Source organism: Pantoea sp. EKM101V (assembly GCF_011800325.1).
Classification (GTDB): domain Bacteria; phylum Pseudomonadota; class Gammaproteobacteria; order Enterobacterales; family Enterobacteriaceae; genus Pantoea; species Pantoea anthophila.
Map to the genome: position 1 here is coordinate 19,007 of NZ_JAALFP010000002.1, position 17,230 is coordinate 36,236.

Consider the following 17,230-nt stretch of genomic DNA (forward strand, 5'->3'; position numbering starts at 1 on the left):
TTAATGATGCGCGGATAAAGTGTCACAGCAGGCGCGCAGGTCCCGCTGTGTGAGTGCGTTATGTCTGCTTAATCGCGACGGCCGAAAATGGTTTCCAGCTGATGCACCCCATCAGGGGCCAGTTCACGGATGATCTCCAGAAAGTCGCGTTCGATTAAACGCTGAACCCGGTCGATCATCAGCGGTGCCGGATGGCTCGGCTCGTGCTGGGTAAAATAGAGCTTTACCTTTTCCAGCATCAGCTGAGCGTCGGCCCGCGAGCCAATCTGGACACTGCGCCAGTCAGTGGCTGCACGGGGTGCCGCCGGCACAGGCGCGGCTGCGGTTTCAGCCGGCTGTTCCGTCGCCGCTGCCGTGGGGACCAGGGCGCTGAGATCGGTGGCCTCGCCGCGCTCGGCGATCAGTGCAATCTGCCTGCGCAGCTGCGTCAGTTCCGGCACGGCGGCGTCGCCCAGCCGTTCGGCCACGGTTTCGCAGATGGTCTGCAGCCGCTCATGAATCTGCAGCACCGCCTCAATGCCGGGCTGATCGCCCCGCGCCAGTTCGTCGATCAGACGCGGCAGGCCACCCGGATAATCAGCCACCTCCGTTTTGCTGCCGTCGCACAGCGCAGCGGCATCACGCAGCGTGATCCCATCTGAGGGGTAGCGCAGCAGCCAGCTCTGGCGCACCGCGCTGCTCAGGGGCGACTTGTCACCCAGCAGCGCCAGCGCGTTGATGCGGTAGAAAGGATCCTGTTCGCCATACTCTTCCAGCCGCGGCCACAGCGGCTCCCAGTAAAGCAGTAAAGCCTGCTCAATCAGTTTCAGGCCCTGTGCGTAGCCCGGCAGCCCTTTCAGCTCGGTCCAGGCGTGAGTCAGCGCCAGCATCACCCGCAGATCTTTGCTGCGTTCCAGCAGCGCGATCGCCAGTTTCTCCACTTTGTTCCAGTCCGCCGGTTCCGCCGGAATGATCGTGCTGCCGAACTGCTGCTCCGCTTTACCGGCGCTGGCCTGCTCCATCGCCTGAAAATCGGCGTGATACTCCAGGTTATCCCCACCGGGATTGTCGTCGCTGACCGGAGCCAGCAAAGCCTCAATATTGGTCGTCATGCGTATCGCCTCAGGATTCAAACATCGGGGGATAAAGTCCGTTTCGTCCCGGCTTTGCCCCACCGGCCGGATCAAACAGCAGGGAAAAAAGCTGGGCGGTGAAGTTACCGCTGTGCACCTGGGTATAAAGCGGAAACCCGTCGCTCTGGTTCGTCCACCAGAAGCTGGTGTAGAACTGCGGGTCAAAGTTCTCGCCCGGCAGCGTCCAGTTCAGCGTCGAAGGGGTATCGCCATGCCCGATCACGTTGAGAATGTCTGACGATTCGTCTGACGCCTGAGGAGGCTGCGGCTGCGGGATACTGAGCAGCGCCTGATCCAGCTGTTCCGGTGAGCCGCCGCCCTGCACTACCCGCAGCAGTGTATTGCCCACCTGCTGATACCACTCACCGGAACGCGCCAGCAGCGCGGGTGACCACTCGGCCGGGGTGAAATGACGCAGCGCACAGAGCGGGTAGTTACGCCCCACGCTGTCACGCGCGGCAATCAGGCAGCCCATCTGGATGAGCTGGCTGCCGAGCATCGGGGGCACCACAAAGTTCCACACCGGCGCGTTGAGAAACGGCCGTGAAGGCGCGTTATCGCCTTCCTGATTGCTCTGCCAGTGGTGGAGCCCCACCTGAAACCAGCTGGACCACTGGCGATAGAGCACGTCCGGAAAGCGGCGCTTTACAAAGTCACCCGCGCTGGGCAGTTTGCCGTACCAGCAGGGTGCAGCGTATTGAGTCATTGTCGGATCCTGTTTCAGGGGCAGCTAAAGCCGGGAAGCTGGAACGGGTTACGAATGCTGCCAGGGGTAAACGACAGCGTCACCTGATGGCCTTCCACGCTGAACGTTGCTTCGCGGGTCAGTCCGCCAGCCGCGGTCACCCGGGCACGGTCGAAGAAGCGATTGAGCGCCCACGGGCCGCTGGTAACCAGGGTGGACGTGGTGCCGTTGGTCAGACCGAGCTGCATCCGCACCTGGCTGGTGCCGCCGGGACCCGGCCAGCTGACCAGCTGCACCGCCTGCGGGCCGTGGCTGTAACGCAGAATCTGTCCATCCACATCCAGCGTCAGGTTAAGAATATCGTTGTCCATCCTGACGGTGCGCAGCGTCACGCGGAAGCCTGGGGTGGTTGCGCCGTTGGCAAAGAAGGCATCGCGAATCGACTGCGCCTGCTGGAAGGGACGCAGCAGGGCTTCGCCGCCTGGCAGGGTTTTACCGTCGATGCCCGGCGTAAAGCGCCAGGCCGCGCGGGTGGTGTCCACCTTGCTCGCCAGGTTGTCACGGAAGAAGCTGTCCATCATGCCGCTGCCTGGCGCAAACATCCGGGCCAGGTCGTCAGGGGTTACCTCGCTGCGCGCAGAGCGCACCAGCGGATAGCGACCGGCAATCGCCTGACGGCAGAAGCTGCCGACCTCCATGGTGATGCGTTTGCGGACATTATCCATGTCGCGACGCTGAGCATCGCTGCTGGCCCCCACGGCCATGCTGGAAACCATGTTCTGCAGCGACCCCGGCAGGCGACCGGCGCTGGCCTGCAGACGGCTGATCGCATCGCTGGCCGGTGGCGGCATCCCGCTGTTGGCGGCATCCTGCACCGCCGTGAGGTAACGATAAAGGTCGTCAATCTGATGCAGGAAATCATCGACTGCCAGCACCTTGCTGCCCTGCTGTAACGGCTGCGCCAGCTCCAGAATCGGCGCAAAGTGCAGCGCCACAGCCTGCTCCGGTGCGGCCTGCGCGGCAGCCTGGCCCCGTGCGGCGCTGGCGTCGGGCGAGGTAAACAGCGCTTCCAGCGTGCGGGTGGCGCTGTTATCTGATGGCTGCTGCGGCTGCGCGGTTTTCTCATCAGGCTGTGCCCGGTTCAGCGTCAGCAGTTTACTGAGGTTGATGACCATCTGGCGCAGCGGTGAGTGATTGCCAGAGAGCAGGCGTGCCGTGTTGATGCGCTGTGACAGATCGGCGCTGCTGTTGAGCTGGATATCGCTGAGGAACTGCTCCCACTGGCGGATATAGTCCTGCACATAGAGCTGGCGCACCGCGAGGTCGATCTCCTCACTTTTCTGCTGGGGCGCGGCCCCATCCAGCACCCAGAGATCGTCCTTATAGAGCGCCTGCGTGACCGGCGCGATCTGCTTATCTACCTGCTGCCAGTAGCCGTCCGGCGTGTAGAGCCCCTCTACCCCGTCGTTGACCGACTTGCCGCTTTTGCGTGAAAACACCAGCTCGCTCTGCGGCCCACCCAGCGCCGACAGCGTGACCGGCTGTAGCGTGCCGTTGCGCTGCAGCAGCCGCTTCAGTCGGCCATAAACCCGCTGTGAGAGCGGCATCTGGTTAATCAGCGTCTGTTCGCGCCTGACCAGCGCCTCATCCTTCGCGTAAGGCGACGACTGGATCTGCGTCTCCAGCAGCTGTTGCAGGTGCCATGCCAGCTGTTTTACCTGCTGCTGCGTGACGTTCTGCGGCAGTTCGCGGGAGAGGTTAAGCATCAGCCACGCCTGCAGGAACTTGCCATCGTAATGCTTTGGCTGGTAGAGCATCTGATACGCCTTCAGCGCCTCATAGCTGTAATCAGCGTCGCTGCCATTGTCATTGCGCAGCCAGCGGGTGATATTCTGTGCCACCTGCGGCAACAGCAGCTGCTTCAGCGCTTTGTCGTAGAGCGCCCGGGTTGCATCGCTGACCTCGGTGCCGCGATAGAGCCCCATCCGGCGCGTCAGCGGTGGCGAGTCGAGCGAGAAGTCGGCGCTCTCCGGCAGGTGCAACAGGGTGTTGAGATAGGGCACCAGCGCAAACAGATCGCTATTGACCTGCTGCTGTAACCGATCGCCCAGCTGCTCCACCTGCGGCGTTTTGGCAGCCATCTCCTGCAGATAGGCTTTGTTTTTGCTGTAGCTGGTGAGCCACAGCGCGCCAGCCACCAGTAACAGCACCAGCAGGGCCAGATAGCCCGACCACAGACCGGCGCGGTTGCGCAGCTCCCACCAGCGGTTACTGCCCGCCAGGCCTGACTCCTGGAAAATCACATTTTCCAGCACCCCTTTCAGGAAGAAGCTCTGCCCTTTGTTCTGCGGGATCGGCGCCTCTTTATCGACATGGTCCCAGCTTCCCGACTCACCCGCCTGCTGGTTCGGCAGATTGAGTGCGCGGTTCAGCTCCCCCATCACCCGGTCAAACGGCAGACCTTCCTGGGTGCCGCTGGCAAAATAGATGCCGCGCGGGGCGAACTGGGTTTCAAAATCAGAGCGGGCAAACAGCGTGTCGAGCGCCTCTGCCAGCACCGGACGCAGTGCCGCAAACTCCTGCGGGAACAGATAGCTCTCGGCCCGCGCCTGCGCGTCGCTCTCCGTCAGCAGCCGATCCGCCAGCCCCGCTTCCAGCCGCTGCTGCAGCAGGGAGTACTCCTGCTGAAACTGGTTATTCAGCTCAAAATCGGCGGCGGAGGCCTGCGCCCACGGGAAGGTGAACCCCCACACCTGTTCACGCTGTGCTTTATCCAGCGCGGCAAAGTAGCTGCGGAACCCTTTGAGCAGGTCCGCCTTGGTCACCAGCACATAGACCGGGAAGCGGATGCCGAGACGGTCATGCAGCTCCATCAGGCGCTGACGCAAAGCGAGCGCCTGGTTGCGCAGCGCTTCAGGCGACTGGGTCAGCAGATCGGAGACGCTGAGGGTGACGACCACGCCGTTGATCGGCTGACGTCCGCGATATTTGCGCAGGAGTCCGAGAAAGTGGTGCCATTCGCTGGCGTCGCGCTCCTGCTGACTCTCCTGGGTGCTGTAACGCCCCGCCGTGTCGAGCAGAACAGCTTCATTGGTAAACCACCAGTCGCAGTTGCGTGTGCCGCCAATCCCGCGCAGCGCCGACTTCCCGAACTTATCCGCCAGCGGAAACTGCAGGCCGGAGTTGACCAGCGCGGTGGTTTTACCGGCACCGGGTGCGCCGATAATCATGTACCACGGCAGCTGGTAGAGATACTGGCGGCCAAAGCGCTGCGCCCAGAACGGTGTCCCTTTGCTGCTGTGACGCTGGAAGTGCGCCTTTTTCAGCATCTCTGTGGCTTCTGAGAAGCGCCCTGCCAGCACCTGCTCTTCGCTGGTCAGCCGCTGCCGGTCCGCTTCCGGGGCGTCACTCTTGCCGGTTTCCAGGCTCGACATCAGCTTGCGGTTAAGCCAGAAGTTATAGAACCGCGGGATCGCCTGCCCCAGGCCCCACACCAGATAGAGCAGCGCAATACTGATGATGCGATTCTGCTCCGGCTCAAGCGGACGCGAATCCACGATAGAGAAGACCGGGCCGATGACCCAGATGATAAAAGAGAGCGCGGTGATGCCGACAAAGCCCCACGCCAGGCGGCTGGTCAGTACCGCAAACAGGATATTCAGCATGGATCAGTTCCCTCTCGCCAGGCCGTTAAGTTCGGCATGGGTCGCATCCGGTGCTACCAGCAGCGTGATTTCAACCCGACGGTTACGTGCACGATTTTCTGCGCTGGTGTTTGGCACCAGCGGATTGCTTTCACCGCGCCCTTCCGCTTTCACCCGTGAGGGCTGCGCCAGCTGCTGTTGCAGCAGGCTCTGCACCGACTCGGCACGCGCCAGAGAGAGTTCAAAGTTGGAAGCGAAGCGCGCACTGCGAATCGGCACGTTGTCGCTGTAGCCAATCACCTGAATCTGGCCGCTGACGTTGTTCATGGCGGCGGCGATACGCCGGATGACGTCGGTATAACGTCCGCGCACCTCGGTGGCCGCCGATGCAAACAGCCCGTCCCCTTTCAGCGTCACGACGCTGCGGTCCGCTTCGTCGCGCACCGCCACCAGCCCGGCATCAATTTCCGGTTTCAGGAAGGCGCGCAGGTTCAGCGTGGCAGGCGGAGGCGGCGCCGGATTACCGATCTTCACTTCCGGCAGGGCCGTCTGGTAGATACGCGCCAGCACCGGCGAGGTGTAATCGCCCAGACGCCAGTTGAGCACGATATAAAACAGGCAGGCAGCCAGCCCCGCCACGGCCGCGCAGGCCCACAGCGGAATCATTGGCCGCCAGAGTTTGCGCAGTACCGGCTGATCGGTCGGGTGCGGTGACAGCGCCGCCGCGTAACTGCCGCGCACGCTTTTAATCATCTGCAGCAGCCGCTGTTTAATGGTCTCCAGCTGCGAACGGCCGTTGTCCAGCACCCGATAGCGCCCTTCGAATCCCAGCACCAGACAGAAGTAGATCAGTTCCAGCATCAGAATGTGACGACGCGGGTTCTGTGACAGCTTCGCCAGCAGCTGGAAAAACTTTTCGCCGCCCCAGGTTTCGTTGTGAAAGGTGACCAGCAGACCGTTGCTGGTCCAGACGCCGCGACTGCCCCAGGGGGTCAGCGCCGCCGCCTCATCCAGCGCCGTGCAGAGGCAGTAACGCGCGCCGATAATCACTTCATAGCCGAGCCCCGACTGCTGGCAGCTCAGTTCAAAGCGCCGGATCTGGTCGATCAGCTGCTGGCGCAGTTGGGCCGGATCGTCATGGGTGACGGAATGTCGGATCTGGGGAATGGCATTAATCAGGGGATTCGCCGCCGCGACCAGCACATTCTGATGGCTGGCATCCGGCGCAATGTCGCTGTGTGATTTTTCGTGTTCCTGCATCATGCTGCGTGCTCAGTTTATTATTCTGACTGACTGCGGATGGCCCAGAACTCCATGTTCAGGCCCGGAAACTCACCGGCAAGGTGCAGCGCAAAAGCGCCTGAGCGCTCCATCTCTTTCCATAGCTCGCTGTTCTTATCCAGTTCGAAATAGTTGTAACCGGCATGCCACGGGATCTGCGGCGGCGCGCCGGGCATTGCCCTCAGGGCCAGCCCCGGCAGTTGCAGCTGCACCAGATCGCGGATTTTGCTGACCGGCGCGACTTTCATCTGCGCCGGGAAGTGAGTCTGCAGGGTGTCGGCGGGGACGCTGGCTTTAACCGCCAGCACAAAGCCAAACTCATGCACCATGCTGCTTTCCGGCACGGTCGCGACATTGAGGCCGTGTGAGCGCTGGATCAGCGGCAGCTGAATGGCGCTCTCCTCCATCACCTGTGACAGCCCCTGACGCAGCAGCAGTGACAGGCGGCTGAAGCAGCCCTGCAGATCGTCATGATCGTAAAGCGGCAGCCCGTCCGGGGCGCGGGCGGGCGTCCAGGTGCTGAGTTCTGCCGCCAGTTGCACCCAGTGGCTGTAAAGCGTCTCCGGATGAAGCAGCGGCAGATGCTGCAGATGGCTGTGCAGGCCAAGCTGACGATTGAGCAGCGCCAGCAGCATAAAATCGACCATATCGGCGCTGTTGAAGCGGCCTGTGCCGGGCGCCCGCTGGCTCAGCTGCTGGCTGCGTTGCTGGATCAGCCCGTGCAGATCGTTGAACATGTTCTGCAGCGGACGGCTGCTGTTGAGGGTCAGCATCGGTGGAATGTAGTCGCTGTCTAGCCGGATATGGTTGTCGCTGCGTTTTTCAATCACCTGCGCCACGCCCATTGCGGTCCACTCAGCGGTCAGGTCCTGCTCCAGCATCAGACGCAGGCGCAGTTTGCCAAACTGCACGGTCGCGCTGCCCACCGCCTGAGCGTTGTCATCTTCCACTTCCGCTTCCCAGGCCAGATAGCGCGCCAGAGAATCCTGAGACTCCTGGAAGGCAACCGCCTCACGTCCGTTGCGGCGGGCCGGTATCGCCAGCACGACCTTGCTGCGGTCAATCGTGGCAGGCAGATCGAGCGGTGCCGGGCCATGCCGGGGCTGACTGAACGCAAAGAAGGTGCCGTCCGGCAGGCAGCCGCTGGCGGCACTCAGAGCCAGTTTGCCCTGACGCATCAGCGCCTCATCAAACTCCAGATCGTAAAAACCCCAGGTGAAGGGGCGCTGGGACTGACCCCATTCCCGCAGGGTACTGAGAAGATAATTTTCTGACTGCTGGAAATGGTGAGGACGCAGAAACATCCCCTCGGTCCAGACCACCTTTTCGGCTCTGTTCATAGGCATCACTGTTTTTCCACTCGTAGGCCGTTAACGCCCGCGACGATGCGGGCATTCAGCTCGCCATCGTTACGTTTCCAGAACGCCCAGAATGCGGGGGCATCGCCTTCCGGGACCGGCAGCGACAGCCGCCAGACTTTGCCATCCAGCGCCTGGTATTCCGCCATGATGCCGATGAAGCGCGCCTCGGGCAGACTCCGGATGCGCAGCGTTTTGCTGCGCTGGTCCGGCGTCAGGAAGAACTGTTGCGTATTCAGTTGCGCACTACCCAGCGCGGTCGCCGGCTGGTTTTGCAGGGAGTAGAAATCGGCCGACATGAAATCCGCGTCGGAGGTCAGCAACATGACCCGCACTTTCAGCGGCGCACCGCCGTTAACCTGGTTCTGCGCCTGCACATCCAGGTTGTAGTAGGCCACTGGCGGCGTACTGCTGCTGCAGCCTGCCAGCAGCCAGGCCATCACGCCGATCAGCGCCGCGCGCAGTTGTCGTGTCATCATCATCCTGCCCTCCCTGCTCAGTGCGATTAGTTAATGATCCAGGTTCCGCTGCTGCTGTTCTGGCAGGCGGTGCTGTCACCGTTGACCGCGACGCAGGTCTTTTTCTTGCTGCTGCTGCGTGCACGGCGTTTTGGCTGATCGGCTTTCACGGTCTGATCGTAAAGCTCGCTTTTCACGACGGCGCGGAACGGCACATAGCCTGCCAGCTTAACGGTGGCCTGTGGCGCAGCCGGTGGCGTCGCCTCTTTCGCGCTGGCGGCATCCTTTTCCGGTTCCGCAGCGGCCTGGTCCGGTTCACCCAGCGCCAGCCAGTTGTTCTCTACCTGACCAATGACGGTGTAGCTGTCACCGCTTTTCAGGGTCTCAACCACTTTGCCGCCAAAGCTGGGCTGGCTCATTACCGAGGCAGGATAGAGCGCACGGTAAGGCTGATTCACCGGCGTGAACTGGGCTGGCGGTTTAATCGCATAGCGGTGGCTGATCGCCACGCCATCGACTGTGCTGGTCACCAGCGTGTCATCCGTCATTTTTGGGGGCGTCTTACAGCCCGCAAGAGAGAAAACAACCATCAGGCCTAATGCAATGCGGAGCTTCACCATATTTTTCATGTTGTGTTCCATTCGTACCTAGAAGAGTGGCCAGGGGCCGGGTGTCAGTAATGAAAATCGGAGGGTGTTAAATGTCTGGCCGCTGATTAGTACCAGACCAAAAAGCAATCATTAAGCAGATTGCGCTGAATTAGCGTCTGCACTGCTGAAAAACGATCAACAAAGATTAAGTATGAAAAGCGACTTCGGCAGGCTAAGGCAGAGACGGGAAGAAATTACGCCTGAATGTAAATGATCAAATTGTTGATCTATTTCTTTCCGACAAAATTCCTGAGGCAGGGTAAATCCAGAGATTACTTAAGCCATCCATGACAGAAAAACTTTCGCGCTGACAATTCAGATGTCGCTGAAAGTTTAAGCAGACCGCACCAGCCACCCTTCCCTGACCGCTGTTAGTTGTTCATTTTAAACACTTTATCAATCCATGATCTCTCATAGCTACCGCACGAGTCAGGAAAATCCTGCCCGTGAGCCTGAAACCAAAATCCATTTGTAAATATTAGCTGCAAGTTTACATAAGACTGACGAAAATTCAACGGCACGGTTTTGGTGCAAAAAACATCAGTTTTCATTAACTAATTTTGTTAATACAAATCTGCCTCACTTTTAACCATCTACATAGGAGTAATCTTAACAAGTTGCGTTAATATGAAGTATTTTTACTCAAAAATATGACAGGGCTGAAATCAGCATTAACACCCCTCATGTAATGAGTGGCGCTATTAAGGAAAGATCAGAATGATTCGTACCCCGGAAGCAGAGAGGCATCGGGCGTCGGTTCGCAAAGGAGGATTCGTATAAATGCCAGTTTATCAATACGTTAATATATTGATGTAGTGCCTGGCTGCAGCCAGGCACCCGGCGTGAGGAGGGAAAAGTAAGCGAAACGTTAAATAAACATGTTAAATTTTTTAACAGACTGATTAATTGTTCTTTACCGGGCCGTCTGACGGTTCCCGAAGGCAAAAATCACCCGGCACATTACATCCTCTAATCGTACAAAAACCACGCCGTAGCGTGGTTCAGCGGTGATAACGGAGAGGAATGAGAGCCGCAGGCAGCGGCTCCCCGCGTCAGGTTCAGAAAAAACCGAGCGGTTCGATACTGTAGCTGACCAGCAGGTTTTTGGTCTGCTGATAGTGGTCCAGCATCATTTTATGGGTCTCACGCCCAATCCCCGATTTCTTATAGCCACCAAAGGCCGCGTGCGCCGGATAGAGGTGATAGCAGTTTGTCCAGACGCGTCCGGCTTTGATTGCCCGGCCGACCCGATAAGCACGGTTGATATCGCGGGTCCAGACGCCTGCCCCCAGCCCATAGATGGAGTCGTTGGCAATGCGGACGGCTTCGGCTTCATCCTTAAAGGTGGTGATGCCGATAACCGGGCCAAAGATCTCCTCCTGGAATACCCGCATGCTGTTGTTGCCTTTCAGCAGGGTCGGCTGAATGTAGTAGCCACTGTTGAGGGAATCATCCAGTTTCTCGACGCCTCCGCCCACCAGCACCTCCGCGCCCTCCTGCCGGGCCACGTCCAGATAGGAGAGAATTTTATCAAACTGCTGCTGTGACGCCTGGGCTCCCACCATCGTCTCTGTATCCAGCGGATCGCCCCGTTTGATAGTTTTCACCCGCTTCATGACGGCCGCCATGAACGGCTCATATATCGACTCCTGTACCAGCGCCCGTGACGGGCAGGTACAGACTTCGCCCTGGTTCAGGAAGCCCAGCACCACGCCTTCGGCTGCTTTCTCAATAAAGCTCTCTTCCGCCTGCATGATATCTTCAAAGAAGATATTGGGTGATTTACCGCCCAGCTCGACCGTAGAGGGGATCAGGCTCTTCGCCGCCAGCTCCAGAATATGGCCGCCGGTGGCGGTTGAACCGGTAAAGGCAACTTTGGCAATGCCGGCGTGGGACGCCAGCGCCTCACCCGCCTCTTTACCATACCCGTGCACTACGTTCAGCACCCCCGGCGGCAGCAGGTCTTTGATCAGATCGACAAACACGGTGATCGACAGCGGCGTCTGTTCAGCCGGTTTCAGCACCACACAGTTCCCTGCGCCCAGCGCCGGGGCCAGTTTCCAGGCCGCCATTAACAGCGGGAAGTTCCACGGGATAATCTGCGCCACCACGCCCAGCGGCTCATGGAAATGGTAGGCGGCGGTGAACTCATCGATCTCCGCCGCACTGCCCTCCTGCGCCCGGACGCAGCCGGCAAAATAACGGAAGTGGTCGACAGCGAGGGGCAGATCCGCCGCCAGCGTTTCGCGCACGGGCTTACCGTTATCCCAGGTTTCATAAACCGCCATCGTCTCCAGATTCGCTTCAAGCCGATCGGCAATTTTGAGCAGCAGCAGCGCGCGTTGCTGCGGAGAGGTTTTGCCCCAGGCTTCTGCGGCCGCCGCGGCCGCTGCCACCGCGTTATCCACATCAGCCACGTCTGAGCGCGGGAACTCACCGGCCTCAGACCCGTTTACCGGCGAGGTATTGGTGAAGTAGTTGCCGTTAACCGGCGCGACGAATTCACCATTAATAAAGTTGCCATAATTCTTTTGTAACGTGATCAGAGAACCCTGTTCTCCCGGGGCGGCATAACGCATGGTCATTCTCCTGACAGGTGACTGATGTAACAATGACGAAACTTATTATTAACATGAATGATCATCGCCAGCCTGTCAGTTCCGATGACCGGAAACTGTGACCGCGCCGAAGGAATCGTCGCTTCCGCTTCGTTTATAGAAAATTCCGACTTTTTTCGGAAAGGCTGGCAAATAAGAAACTAGTGCGTCACAAAGGGGTCAACGAGAGGATGAATTCATTCGGGAGATAAGCATGCTGGCTTCGGCTTTTACCCAGATGCGCGCTAAAGCCAATTTCGTGCATCAGTTTATCCGCAATCCGCGCATGATGGGCAGCATAACACCGTCCTCAGAGGCGTTATGCCGCACCATGATTGCCTCTGTTGCGTGGCCTGAAACGTTACGGATTGCCGAGCTGGGCGCGGGCGATGGCGTCCTGACACGGCGGATACTGGCAGAGATGTCCCCTGACGCCACGCTGGATGCCTTTGAGATCAGCGCTGCGCTGGCCGACCAGCTCAGCGCGCTGGACGACACGCGCATGACCGTGCGCACCTGCTCCGCGGAGTACCTGAACGGGGAATATGATGCGATCTTCTCCGGCCTGCCACTGCTGTCCTTACCGCCCGCGCTGCGCGAAGCGATCCTGCGGGCGGTGTTTAATGCCCTGGGTCCGGATGGGATCTTTGTGCAGTTTCAGTACACCTCACTGACCCAGCCCGACCTGTCGCGTTACTTCACCTGGGAACGCGAGCGGGTGCTGAAAAATGTGCCACCCGCTTGGGTTTATCGCTGCCGGCGTCACTACGCGCCCTGAGCCTGCGCTGCGGCCGGGCGCGTCTGTTGCCAGAACTCCACCAGCAAGGCACGCGCCCAGTCTTTCCCCTCGATAACGTCCCCGCCATCAGAAAGCCCTTCCGGCAGACAGACGTTCATAATGTGCCGTGAAAATTCGGGATGAAACTGCACCGACAGCGCCTGCGGAGCGTAACGCAAAATCTGGCAGCCATCCTGCGCCGACGCCGCCAGCACCTGCGCCTGAGGCGGCGGAGTGATGACCGACTGCCGGTGTGACAGCCAGACGCTGAACCCGGCTGGCAGACCCTGCAGCAGCGGATCGCGCTGCGCCTGAGCGCTGCAGCGGATTGGGAGCAGGCCGCGTTCCCAGCCATGCGGATTATCCGCCACCTCGCCACCCAGCGCATAGGCCATCAGCTGGTGACCATAGCAGACACCCAGCAGCGGCAGCTCCTGCTCAATGGCTGCCCGGACCCAGGCCGCGCTGCGCTCACTCCACTCCTCATGATCGGTGACCATCGCCCAGGAGCCGCTGAGGATCGCCCCGGAAATTTCATCAAAAGCCGGTAACGCTTCACCGAGATGGGGCCGCACAATCAGGTACTCATGGGGTTGCAGATCGAGGGCCTCGATAAACCAGCGTGGCTGTTCACCAATCTGCGAAACAACGTTAGCGGGCGGGACTTCAAGCTGAATCAGGGCAAGGGGTAAAGCGGGCGTCTGGGTCATACCGAATCGGGTCCTTTTCAGAAGTCGTGTCAAATCAGTCTGCCAGCATCACGTCCGAAAGTCTCACTGCTGCGCGCAGAAAATTTTTTCCGGCATTGGCTGGAATGCCGCAGTTCGTGCCATCATTAGCGGGCTAAGCAAAAAACATCGAAAGGATATTATCGTGGCTGTGCGGCATTTTTTTCTGATTCTGATGGTGGTCTCTGTCTGGGCCTTCAACAATGTGGCGGTGAAATGGGGCCTGCTGGAGCTGCCGCCCCTGTTTCTGACCTTTATGCGTTTTCTGGTCGTCGCCGTGGTGCTGGTGCCGTTTTGCCGTATTGAACGTAAGCAACTGCCCTGGCTGCTGCTGCTGGCTTTCACCTTCGGGTTTATGCACTTCTCGCTGCTGTTCGTCGGCCTGCGCTATACCGATGCCGGCACCGGGGCAATTGTGGTGCAGCTGGGCACGCCGATTGCCATGCTGCTGGCGATGCTGGTGCTGAAAGAGAAGCTGAAGCTGGTGCAGATCATGGGCATTATGATCTCGCTGAGCGGTGTGGTGGTGCTGTCAGGCAGCCCGACGATTCCGTCGTGGTGGGTGCTCTGCCTGCTGTTGTGCAGCGCCACCGGCTGGGCTGTCAGTAACCTGATTGTAAAGAAGTCGCCGCCGATTAAGCCACTGACCATGACCGGCTGGATTGCCTTTCTGGCGATGCCGATTGTCGGCGCCTCCAGCCTGGTGATGGAGTCGAATCAGCTTTACGCCCTCGAACATGCAGGCTGGCACGGCTGGTTCGCCATTCTTTACAGCGCCATCGCCTCGTCAATTATTGCCTACACGCTCTGGTATGTGCTGCTGAAGAAATATAACGTCAACCTGATCATGCCCTACTCCCTGCTGACGCCGGTATTGTCGGTGCTGATGGGCATCATCGTACTGGGGGACAGTCTCAACCGCTTTAAGATTATCGGTGCCTCGCTGGTGATCCTTGGCACGGCCATCGCCGTGCTTAACCTGCGTAACCTGCGCATGCACGCCCGCTTCCCGCGCCTGCGGCGGCGTTAATCCGGCGTGCTATGCTTGAGAAAACGTACTCAGGGAGCACAACATGGATTCAGCGCGCACCGCCTCACTCTGGCAACAGATGGTGCAGGGATTGCAAGGCAGCGATAACGTCTGGCCTCTCCCCGCTTTTATTGATCGTTCAACATTCTCTTCCGCGTTTGCCGTCAGTGAACTGGCGGCCACCAGCCTGGGTCTGGCAACCCAGGCGGTGGCGGCGCTTCTCGCCACCGCCCGCCCGACTTATCCCTCCCCACCTGTTACCGTCAACGTCAGACAGGCGTCACGCTGGTTCCAGCAGAGCTTTCATCCGTTAAACCGCCCGGGCCCGGCAATGTGGGATGCTTTTGCCGGAGACTACCGCAGTCGCGACGGCTGGATCCGCCTGCATACCAACGCGGCTCATCACCGGCTGGCGATGGAGCAGGTACTGGGCACCCACGCCGATCGCCCGGCGCTGGCGCAGCAGGTTGAGCAGTGGCAGGCCAGCGAACTGGAACAGGCAATTATTGAAGCGGGAGGCTGTGCCGCCAAAATGCGCAGCGCCGAAGCCTGGCAGCAGCATCCCCAGGGTCAGGCGGTGCAGCGCGAGCCGCTGTTTGACTGGCACACGACGGCTGCAGCGCCTGCGCCCGCGTGGCCGCTGGCTGAAGCGCGTCCGTTACAGGGGATCAGGGTGCTGGATCTGACGCGGATTATTGCCGGCCCCGTCGCCACCCGCTTTCTTGCCAGCCTGGGTGCCACGGTACTGCGTATCGATCCCCCCGGCTGGGCGGAGCCGACGCTGGATGAGGAGATGAGCTGCGGCAAGCGACGTGCGGTGCTCGACCTGACACAGCCGGTCGATCGCGACCGGTTTATCCGCCTGCTGCGGGACGCCGATGTTCTGGTACACGGCTATCGGGCCGATGCGCTGGAACGGCTCGGTTTTGATGCCGAAACCCGCCAGTCACTCTCACCGGGGCTGGTCGATGCCAGCCTGAATGCCTGGGGCTGGCAGGGGCCGTGGCGCAACCGGCGCGGTTTCGACAGTCTGGTGCAGATGGGCTGCGGCATTGCCGAACGGGGCATGCAGTGGCAGCAGAGCGATAAACCGTGCCCGCTGCCGGTCCAGGCGCTGGATCATGCCACCGGCTATCTGCTGGCGGCCGCGGTGCTGGAGGGATTACGGCGGCGTCTTACCGGGGGGCACGGCAGCCAGGTCCGGCTGTCACTGGCGCGCACCGCATGGCTGTTGCAGCAGCATGCCGCAGGCCAGCACACCGGCTCGGGCATTGTGCCTCAGGTGAAGGACAACCTGCCCTTCCTGGAGCTGACGCCATGGGGGATTGGCGTCCGGCTGCGCGCCGCCGCCTGGCTGCCCGGCACACCACAGTTCTGCGCAACGCCGGGGTGTGTGCCGGGTACGCACCCGGCGGCGTGGTGAACGGCACGGATGAGCGCCTGACAAACCGGGCATTAGATAATTAGAAAATAACCTTGAACACATTAGACTTTGCCATTATCCTCCTCCGGAACTCAGGGACGGTGTTTACAGGGTGAGGTGGATGATGGTCGAGGTGGTCTGGTCACGGCGTGCGTTAAAACACCTCATGAAGATCGACACACGCTTTCAAAAGATCATTCATCAGAAGGTAGGTGAACTGGTCAGTTTTCCGATCGTCTCACTCGATATCAGGAAATTGCAGGGCAGTGATAATCACTTCCGCCTGCGGGTGGGCAACTACCGGATCATTTTTGCCATCACCGGAGGGGAACCAGTGATACTGGAGATCAAAGAGGTGGCCAGAAGAACGTCGGTGACCTATTAAATACCTTATTGTGCCAGCCCGTCAGGATATGCCCTGCGCTACTGTTGCATTTGCTGCACAGAGAAAATCCCGGATAAATTATGTCAAAACAATATATTTATGATGAAAGCGGTAAACCACAGTTTGTGGTTCTGCCCGTTGCGGAGTATGAAAAGTTGCTTTCAGCCAGCGAGGGCGAATGGGAATCGCTTTCTGCTGAGGCCGATGAGCATGATGACGAAACGATCCCCCATGACGTAGCAGGGATCATGATTGAGCAGGAAGTGAGCCTTCAGGCAGCCTGGCGCATCTATCGGGGTATGAGTCAGCATGAGGTGGCTCAGCAACTGGGCACGACACAAAGTGCGATTTCGCAACTCGAACGACCCGACAGTAAGCCCCAGAAGAAAACACGCGAGCGACTTGCAAAGTTATACGCCTGCCGACCCGAGCAGCTGATTCTTTAAACTGCTCGGATAACGACCACAGGGCGTTAGCATAAACTCACATTCTCAGGCAGTCACGGCAGAACCCGGCGACGCAGGCAATCAGGCGTCGGGCTGCTGTTCGTTACTCTCAAGCAGCTCGTTGTACATCACCTGAATGGCTTCGCGGCTCAGCATCGCCAGCGTGCGGTAAAACGCGGTGGTGGCATGCGCTTCCACTTTGCCCAGGAAAGCCCCGCACCACGGCAGCAGATACTCTTCGAACAGCGCCAGCTGCGCCGCGCTCTCATCTTCCGCCGACTGATCTTCCAGCCATGATGCAGAGAGCAGCAGAACACCAAAGTGATCCGCGGGCGCATCGCTTAGTGGCATACCGCGCGAGGAGAGAAACGCCCGCACTTCCGGCTCGGTTTTTCCTTCAGGCCACTGTGAAGCGTAAGGCGGCACGTTACAGTCGCTGCCGACAAACAGCGCGTTGTAATCAGCGGCCAGCGCCTGAGGATCGCTGTTCTGTTGCAGACGGGTCAGCAGCTCATCCTGCTCCAGCGGCCACTGTGACTGCAGCTTACCCTCGCGTAGCAGGGTAAACAGCGGGACCAGCAGCGGGTCCTGCGGCTGACGATTAAACAGAGAGCCGAGCACGCGGCACAGAATGGAAAACTCATTCATGAGTCAG

The 17,230-nt window shown here is 59.7% G+C and carries 15 protein-coding genes; 5 read left to right on the top strand and 10 right to left on the bottom strand.

The annotated features are described in order from the left end of the window. Positions 1–68: 68 nt before the first annotated feature. From tssA to HFD92_RS03960, 8 genes are all read right to left on the bottom strand, one after another. The gene (gene tssA, locus HFD92_RS03925) at positions 69–1,091 is read right to left on the bottom strand and encodes a type VI secretion system protein TssA (RefSeq protein ID WP_167428363.1); all 1,023 of its coding nucleotides are present in this window, start codon (positions 1,089–1,091) and stop codon (positions 69–71) included. Between the two features lie 10 nt (positions 1,092–1,101). Further along, positions 1,102–1,818, bottom strand: a complete 717-nt coding sequence (gene tagF / locus HFD92_RS03930) for a type VI secretion system-associated protein TagF (protein ID WP_009090756.1) — start codon at positions 1,816–1,818, stop codon at positions 1,102–1,104. Between the two features lie 14 nt (positions 1,819–1,832). Further along, a complete protein-coding gene (gene tssM, locus HFD92_RS03935; protein WP_167428364.1) occupies positions 1,833–5,462 on the bottom strand; it encodes a type VI secretion system membrane subunit TssM in 3,630 nt (1,209 codons plus the stop codon). 3 nt (positions 5,463–5,465) lie between these two features. After that, positions 5,466–6,704: a DotU family type VI secretion system protein gene (locus HFD92_RS03940; RefSeq protein WP_046101641.1), complete on the bottom strand. Its 1,239-nt coding sequence runs from the start codon at positions 6,702–6,704 to the stop codon at positions 5,466–5,468. Positions 6,705–6,721: 17 nt separating this feature from the next. Next, positions 6,722–8,062: a type VI secretion system baseplate subunit TssK gene (gene tssK, locus HFD92_RS03945; RefSeq protein WP_009090759.1), complete on the bottom strand. Its 1,341-nt coding sequence runs from the start codon at positions 8,060–8,062 to the stop codon at positions 6,722–6,724. A 5-nt stretch (positions 8,063–8,067) separates the two neighbouring features. Continuing rightward, positions 8,068–8,562 carry a type VI secretion system lipoprotein TssJ gene (tssJ, locus tag HFD92_RS03950; RefSeq protein WP_009090760.1) on the bottom strand — a complete coding sequence of 165 codons (495 nt, stop codon included), beginning with the start codon at positions 8,560–8,562 and terminating at the stop codon, positions 8,068–8,070. Between the two features lie 23 nt (positions 8,563–8,585). Beyond that, positions 8,586–9,179 (bottom strand): SH3 domain-containing protein, encoded by a 594-nt coding sequence (locus HFD92_RS03955; protein ID WP_167428365.1) that lies wholly within the window; start codon positions 9,177–9,179, stop codon positions 8,586–8,588. A gap of 1,067 nt (positions 9,180–10,246) precedes the next feature. Beyond that, on the bottom strand, positions 10,247–11,767 hold the full coding sequence (locus HFD92_RS03960; RefSeq protein WP_009090762.1) for an aldehyde dehydrogenase family protein: 1,521 nt from the start codon (positions 11,765–11,767) through the stop codon (positions 10,247–10,249). 232 nt (positions 11,768–11,999) lie between these two features. On the opposite strand from HFD92_RS03960, the gene HFD92_RS03965 reads away from it, so the two are divergent. Then, complete coding sequence (locus HFD92_RS03965) at positions 12,000–12,563, top strand: class I SAM-dependent methyltransferase (protein WP_009090764.1); 564 nt, start codon at positions 12,000–12,002, stop codon at positions 12,561–12,563. On the opposite strand, the gene HFD92_RS03970 is transcribed toward HFD92_RS03965, so the two are convergent. Further along, positions 12,551–13,273: a glutamine amidotransferase gene (locus HFD92_RS03970; protein WP_167428366.1), complete on the bottom strand. Its 723-nt coding sequence runs from the start codon at positions 13,271–13,273 to the stop codon at positions 12,551–12,553. The genes HFD92_RS03965 and HFD92_RS03970 overlap by 13 nt on opposite strands. A 163-nt stretch (positions 13,274–13,436) precedes the next feature. On the opposite strand from HFD92_RS03970, the gene HFD92_RS03975 reads away from it, so the two are divergent. The 4 genes from HFD92_RS03975 (at position 13,437) to HFD92_RS03990 (ending at position 16,575) form a co-directional block, all read left to right on the top strand. Then, on the top strand, positions 13,437–14,321 hold the full coding sequence (locus HFD92_RS03975; RefSeq protein WP_167428367.1) for a DMT family transporter: 885 nt from the start codon (positions 13,437–13,439) through the stop codon (positions 14,319–14,321). Positions 14,322–14,364: 43 nt separating this feature from the next. After that, on the top strand, positions 14,365–15,744 hold the full coding sequence (locus HFD92_RS03980; RefSeq protein WP_167428368.1) for a CoA transferase: 1,380 nt from the start codon (positions 14,365–14,367) through the stop codon (positions 15,742–15,744). A 124-nt stretch (positions 15,745–15,868) separates the two neighbouring features. Next, positions 15,869–16,129 carry a type II toxin-antitoxin system RelE/ParE family toxin gene (locus HFD92_RS03985; RefSeq protein WP_154928059.1) on the top strand — a complete coding sequence of 87 codons (261 nt, stop codon included), beginning with the start codon at positions 15,869–15,871 and terminating at the stop codon, positions 16,127–16,129. Positions 16,130–16,209: 80 nt separating this feature from the next. After that, positions 16,210–16,575, top strand: a complete 366-nt coding sequence (locus HFD92_RS03990) for a helix-turn-helix domain-containing protein (RefSeq protein WP_046101636.1) — start codon at positions 16,210–16,212, stop codon at positions 16,573–16,575. Between the two features lie 81 nt (positions 16,576–16,656). On the opposite strand, the gene HFD92_RS03995 is transcribed toward HFD92_RS03990, so the two are convergent. Beyond that, positions 16,657–17,223: a molecular chaperone gene (locus HFD92_RS03995; protein WP_111209097.1), complete on the bottom strand. Its 567-nt coding sequence runs from the start codon at positions 17,221–17,223 to the stop codon at positions 16,657–16,659. Positions 17,224–17,230: the final 7 nt, after the last annotated feature.